The 4911-nt window shown below is 68.5% G+C and carries 4 protein-coding genes; 2 read left to right on the top strand and 2 right to left on the bottom strand.

The genetic code is table 11. The annotated features are described in order from the left end of the window. The coding region (locus K206_RS0123435; protein WP_020204827.1) for a tripartite tricarboxylate transporter substrate binding protein at positions 1–819 on the top strand (819 nt) is incomplete at its 5' end. A gap of 21 nt (positions 820–840) precedes the next feature. Then, complete coding sequence (locus tag K206_RS0123440) at positions 841–2139, top strand: DUF1254 domain-containing protein (RefSeq protein WP_020204828.1); 1299 nt, start codon at positions 841–843, stop codon at positions 2137–2139. 411 nt (positions 2140–2550) lie between these two features. On the opposite strand, the gene K206_RS0123445 is transcribed toward K206_RS0123440, so the two are convergent. Beyond that, positions 2551–3099 carry a single-stranded DNA-binding protein gene (locus tag K206_RS0123445; RefSeq protein WP_020204829.1) on the bottom strand — a complete coding sequence of 183 codons (549 nt, stop codon included), beginning with the start codon at positions 3097–3099 and terminating at the stop codon, positions 2551–2553. 230 nt (positions 3100–3329) lie between these two features. Next, positions 3330–4598 (bottom strand): MFS transporter, encoded by a 1269-nt coding sequence (locus K206_RS0123450; RefSeq protein WP_020204830.1) that lies wholly within the window; start codon positions 4596–4598, stop codon positions 3330–3332. Between the last annotated feature and the right edge of the window lie 313 nt (positions 4599–4911).

Here is a 4911-nt window from a genome sequence, read left to right on the forward strand (position 1 = left end):
GAGCCGATGTCGCAGGACCTGGGCCAGCCGTTCGTGATCGACAACAAGCCCGGCGCCACCGGCATCATCGGCAATAACATCGTCGCCAAGGCGGCGCCGGACGGCCAGACGCTGCTGTTCACCTACGCGGCCACGGTGGTCATCAACCAGACCTTGCAGCCAAAGATGCCGTACGACGGGCTGCGTGACCTGACGCCGGTGGCCCAGATTGGCGCGGGCGGCAACTTCCTGGTGGTGGTGCCGGCGTTTCCGGCGCGCAATCTGAAGGAGTTCGTCGCCCACGTGCGGGCGCGGCCCGACACCTACGACTACGCGTCGTGGGGCATCGGCTCCGGCGGCCATCTGACGATGGAGGCACTGCGGATGCAGAGCGGCATCCGCATGCGGCATGTGCCCTACAAGTCCGTGCCGCAGATCCTGAACGACATGCAGGGTGGCATCGTGAAGGTGGGATGGGTCGATGCGTCGTCGTCGCTGCCGCTGATCCGGGCCGGCAAGCTGCGCGTGCTGGCCATCAGCGGCACGCGGCGCGGCGCGGCCACGCCGGACGTGCCGACCATGACCGAGCAGGGCTACCCATTCGACACCGATAGCTGGTACGGCCTGTTCGCGCCGGCCGGCACCCCCGCCGCCATCGTCCAGCGGCTCAACGCGGAAGTGAACCAGGCATTGGCCAGCGCCGACATACGGGAGCGCTTCCTGCAAATGAACATGACCGATCCGCCAATCAAGACGCCGGAGCAGTTTGCGCAGACCGTGCGCGACGACGTGGCGGTCTGGGGCAACGTGATTCGCGCCAACCACATCACCGTGGACTAACGACACCATCGAGGAACCGACATGACCACAGACCGCGCCGCACTGGACCAGCGCATCCGCGCAGCCTTTATCTACACCTTTGCGCTGCACGACCTGGCACGCACGCGCTGGCGCTTCACGCAGCACGAGACCACGCACGGCAGGCCAGCCAACCAGCTGCATCACAACCGCGATCTGCTGGACGACCGCGCGCGCCAGGTGACGATGCCGAACAACGACACGCTGTATTCGTTGGCATGGCTCGACCTGTCCGCCGGCCCCGCCACGCTGACGGTTCCCGACATGGGCAGCCGCTACTACAGCGTGGCGCTGATGGATGCCTTCACCAACAATTTCGCCTGCCTGGGCCTGCGCACGAATGGCCCCGGCGCGCACGTGTTCGTCATCGCCGGGCCGGCGCACCACGCCAGCGCGCCGGCCGGGCTGCCCAACGGCGCCGTCCTGGCGCGCGCCCCGTGCAACGACGTCTGGCTGCTGGCACGCGTGCTCGTCGACGGCCCGTCGGACCTGCCGCAAGTCCATGCGCTGCAGGAACAGATGCGGCTCGGCACAAGCGCCGTGCCGCCCGCACGCCTCCAGACCACGCCCGACGAGACCCGCCCCGCCGCCTACCTGGCGCTGGTCAACGAAGCGCTGGCGCGCAACGGCGTGCCCGCGCATGAACAGGAGATGGTGGCGGGCTTTGCCGACCTGGGCGTCCGCGCCGGCGACCTGGCCGCGTGGGACACGCTGTCGCCGGAGATCCGTGAGGCCTGGACACGCCTGTGGCCCGCGCTGCGCCACGAACTGGAGCACCCGCCCAAGGGCAGCCTCCGCCGGAACGGACCGCGCGGATCCTGGCTCAGCGGCATGGACCACATCGGCAACTTCGGCACCGACTATTTGTACCGCGCCTATATCTCGCTGGTTGGACTCGGCGCGCTGGAGCGCTCGGAAGCCATCTACGCCAGTGCATTGACCGATGGAGACGGCCAGCCGCTCGACGGCGCGCACTGCTACCGGCTGCACGTGCCTGCACGGATGCCCGTGAACGCCTTCTGGTCGCTGTCGATGTACGAGTTCGCGCCGGACGGGCGGCGCTTCTTCACGGCGAATCCGATCCAGCGCTACGCCATCGGCGATCGTACGCCCGGGCTGACGCGAAACGCGGACGGGTCTCTGGATCTCGCCATCCAATGCGCACCGCCCGCGGAAGGCCTCGCCAACTGGCTCCCGGCACCCAAGGGGAGGTTCGCCATGGCCCTGCGCTACTACCATCCGCAAGCCGACCTGATCGAACATCGCTTCGTCATGCCGGATACCGAGCGGGTGTCGGCGTAGGTGGCAAACGCAAGGCGGTTGTGCGCCAGCGCCGCGCACGCGCACGGAAGGTCAACGCGACCTTCTAAGCCACCGCCATGCATGGAGCGCGGCGAGCATGGTGTTCGGTGCCTTGCCGGCGCTCCGAATCTGGGCGGTAACAGATAACGTGGGCAGATAGGCGCGGAGGCCGCGGCGATCGACTCGCACCGGAACCCGTTCACCGCCAACGAATCTGGCGAATCGAATCCCGGAGGAGCCTTCTCCCACCAGCGAGTGAGTCAGAGTGCGCATGCCACTGCCCCACGGAAACATGACAACGCTTCAAGGTGGAGAGAAACACACGAACATGCAAGCAAGAACTTGCAGCTCAGATGCCAAAAACCCCGCACTCGGCGGGGTTCGATGTTTACAGCTTTCCGTTGCGGGAGGTCAGAACGGAATATCGTCGTCCATGTCCTCGAAGCCGTTCGACGGCGCCGGCTGCGGACGCCGCGCCGCGCCGCCGCCCTGCTGGCCACCGCCACCGCCGGCAGCCTGGCCGCCGCGCGCGCCATAGCCACCACCGCCGCCGCCGCCGCTCGACTCGCGGCCGCCGCCGTAGCCGCCGCCCATGTCGTCACCGCCGCCACCGCCGCCCATGCCCTGGCGCGAGCCCAGCATCTGCATCTGATCGGCGACGATTTCGGTGCTGTATTTTTCCGCGCCGGACTGGTCGGTCCACTTGCGGGTGCGGATGCGCCCTTCGATATAGACCTGCGAGCCCTTCTTCAGGTACTGGCCGGCGATCTCGGCCAGCTTGCCGAAGAAGGCGATGCGGTGCCACTCGGTGGCTTCCTTGAACTCGCCGCTCTGCTTGTCCTTGTAGCGGTCGGTGGTCGCCAGGCGGATGTTGGTCACGGCGTCGCCGCTGGGCATGTAGCGGGTTTCGGGGTCCGCGCCCAGGTTGCCGACGAGGATGACTTTATTGATCGATGCCATGTGAGTGTTCTCCCAGGGCCACGCCCTCTGCTGCAAGCGGCGTGGCGATGCCTTGACTGATGCGCAAACAAATGCGCTGGAAAAAAATGCGCGTAAACGAATAACGCGCCCCCGGCCATTGAGTCGGGCGCGCGGTCATGCTAACGCCAAATTGCGGCGAAAAGCGTTAATAAGTGATGCGGGAAACCCTTGCGGGCCCACCTCCGTCATCGCCGGCGTTGCCGCCGGCTTCAGGCGGCGACGGCCGGCGCACTGCTTTTCCGCGCCGGGGGCGACTTCATGTTCCAGGCGATTATAAGCCAGAGGAGCAGCACCACCGCACAGCCGAGGAACACGGCGCTGCGGCCTTCGTGCTTGAGCAGCCAGCCGCCGGCCGCGCCGCCGAGGAACAGGCCCAGCGCCTGGGTGGTGTTGTACACGCCGAGCGCGGCTCCGCGCGCGGCGGCGGCGTAGCGCGACACCAGCGAGGGCTGCATGGCTTCGAGCACGTTGAAGGCGACGAAGAACAGCAGCAGCACCGCGACGATGCCCCACAGGCCGTGCACGGCGGCGAACAGCAGCTGCACGGCGGTCATCAGGCCGACCGCGCACAGCAGCACGGGACGCACCTTGCCGTAGCGCTCGGCGGCCATCATCGGCCCGAGCATCAGCACGAAGGACACCAGCACCACCGGCAGGTAGACCTTCCAGTGCTGGTCCAGCGGCATGCCGGCGTCGCTGAGCATGGCCGGCACCACCATGAACATGGCGACCTGGGAGGCGTGCAGCGCGAGCACGCCCACGTTGAGCCGCAGCAGGTCGGGGTTGGCCAGCACCGCGCGGAACGGCATGCGCACCGGATGCGGCGGCGGCGGCGCGGGCACCAGGAACAGCGTGACCAGGATGGCGAGCACGCCGAGCACCGACATCAGCGTGAAGATGCCCGGCATGCCGATGCCGTGCAGCAGCGGCGAGGCAATCACCAGCGACAGCGCGAAGGTCAGGCCGATGCTGCCGCCGACCAGGGCCATCGCCTTGGTGCGGTGCTGCTCGCGGGTCAGGTCGGCGATGCAGGCGGTGATGGCCGCGGAGATCGCGCCCATGCCCTGCAGCGCGCGCCCGGCGATGATGCCGTTGAGCGTGTCCGCGTTCGCCGCCACCAGCCCGCCGGCGACGAACAGCAGCAGCCCGGCGACCATGACCGGCTTGCGGCCGACGCGGTCGGACAGCCAGCCCAGCGGGATATGGAGGAAGGCCTGCATCAGGCCGTAGATGCCCATCGCCAGGCCCACGCGCTGGGCGTCGTGCCCGTCGGGCAGCCCGGCCGCGTATTCGGCGAACACCGGCAGGATCAGGAACAGGCCGAGCATGCGCAGCGCGAAGATGCTGGCGAGCGAGATGCTGGCCCGCAGTTCCATGCGGGTCATGCGGTCGCGCCCCGCGGCCGGCGCGCTGGCGCCGTCGGCCTTGGAATCGTCGGCCTTGGCCGCATCTTGGGAGGAGCTATGGATCGACGACATTGCGATCGTGGGAATTTCCGAGACTGGTTGCCGGACCGGCCCGCGCGGCGTGCCGGATGCGCGCGCCGCGCGCCAGGCTGCCGCGCGGCCTCACCGGAGGCACCGTCCGGAGCGCCGCCGCGGCCCCCTGCAGGGACACTGCTGGAACGCCTCGGGGGCACCGCGCAAACCCGTGGCAAACCCGCAAAAAAGGCCTCCCGCAGGTGCTGCCGGACAGGGGCTGGCAACCCCGGAAACCGAAGTTCGGTATATTAACAGGTTTGCTTCGCCGCGCTTCGGGCGCCGCAACGGGCGCCGCGCGGCCCGGGGCGGG

This window comes from Cupriavidus sp. WS (genome assembly GCF_000395345.1).
Classification (GTDB): domain Bacteria; phylum Pseudomonadota; class Gammaproteobacteria; order Burkholderiales; family Burkholderiaceae; genus Cupriavidus; species Cupriavidus basilensis_B.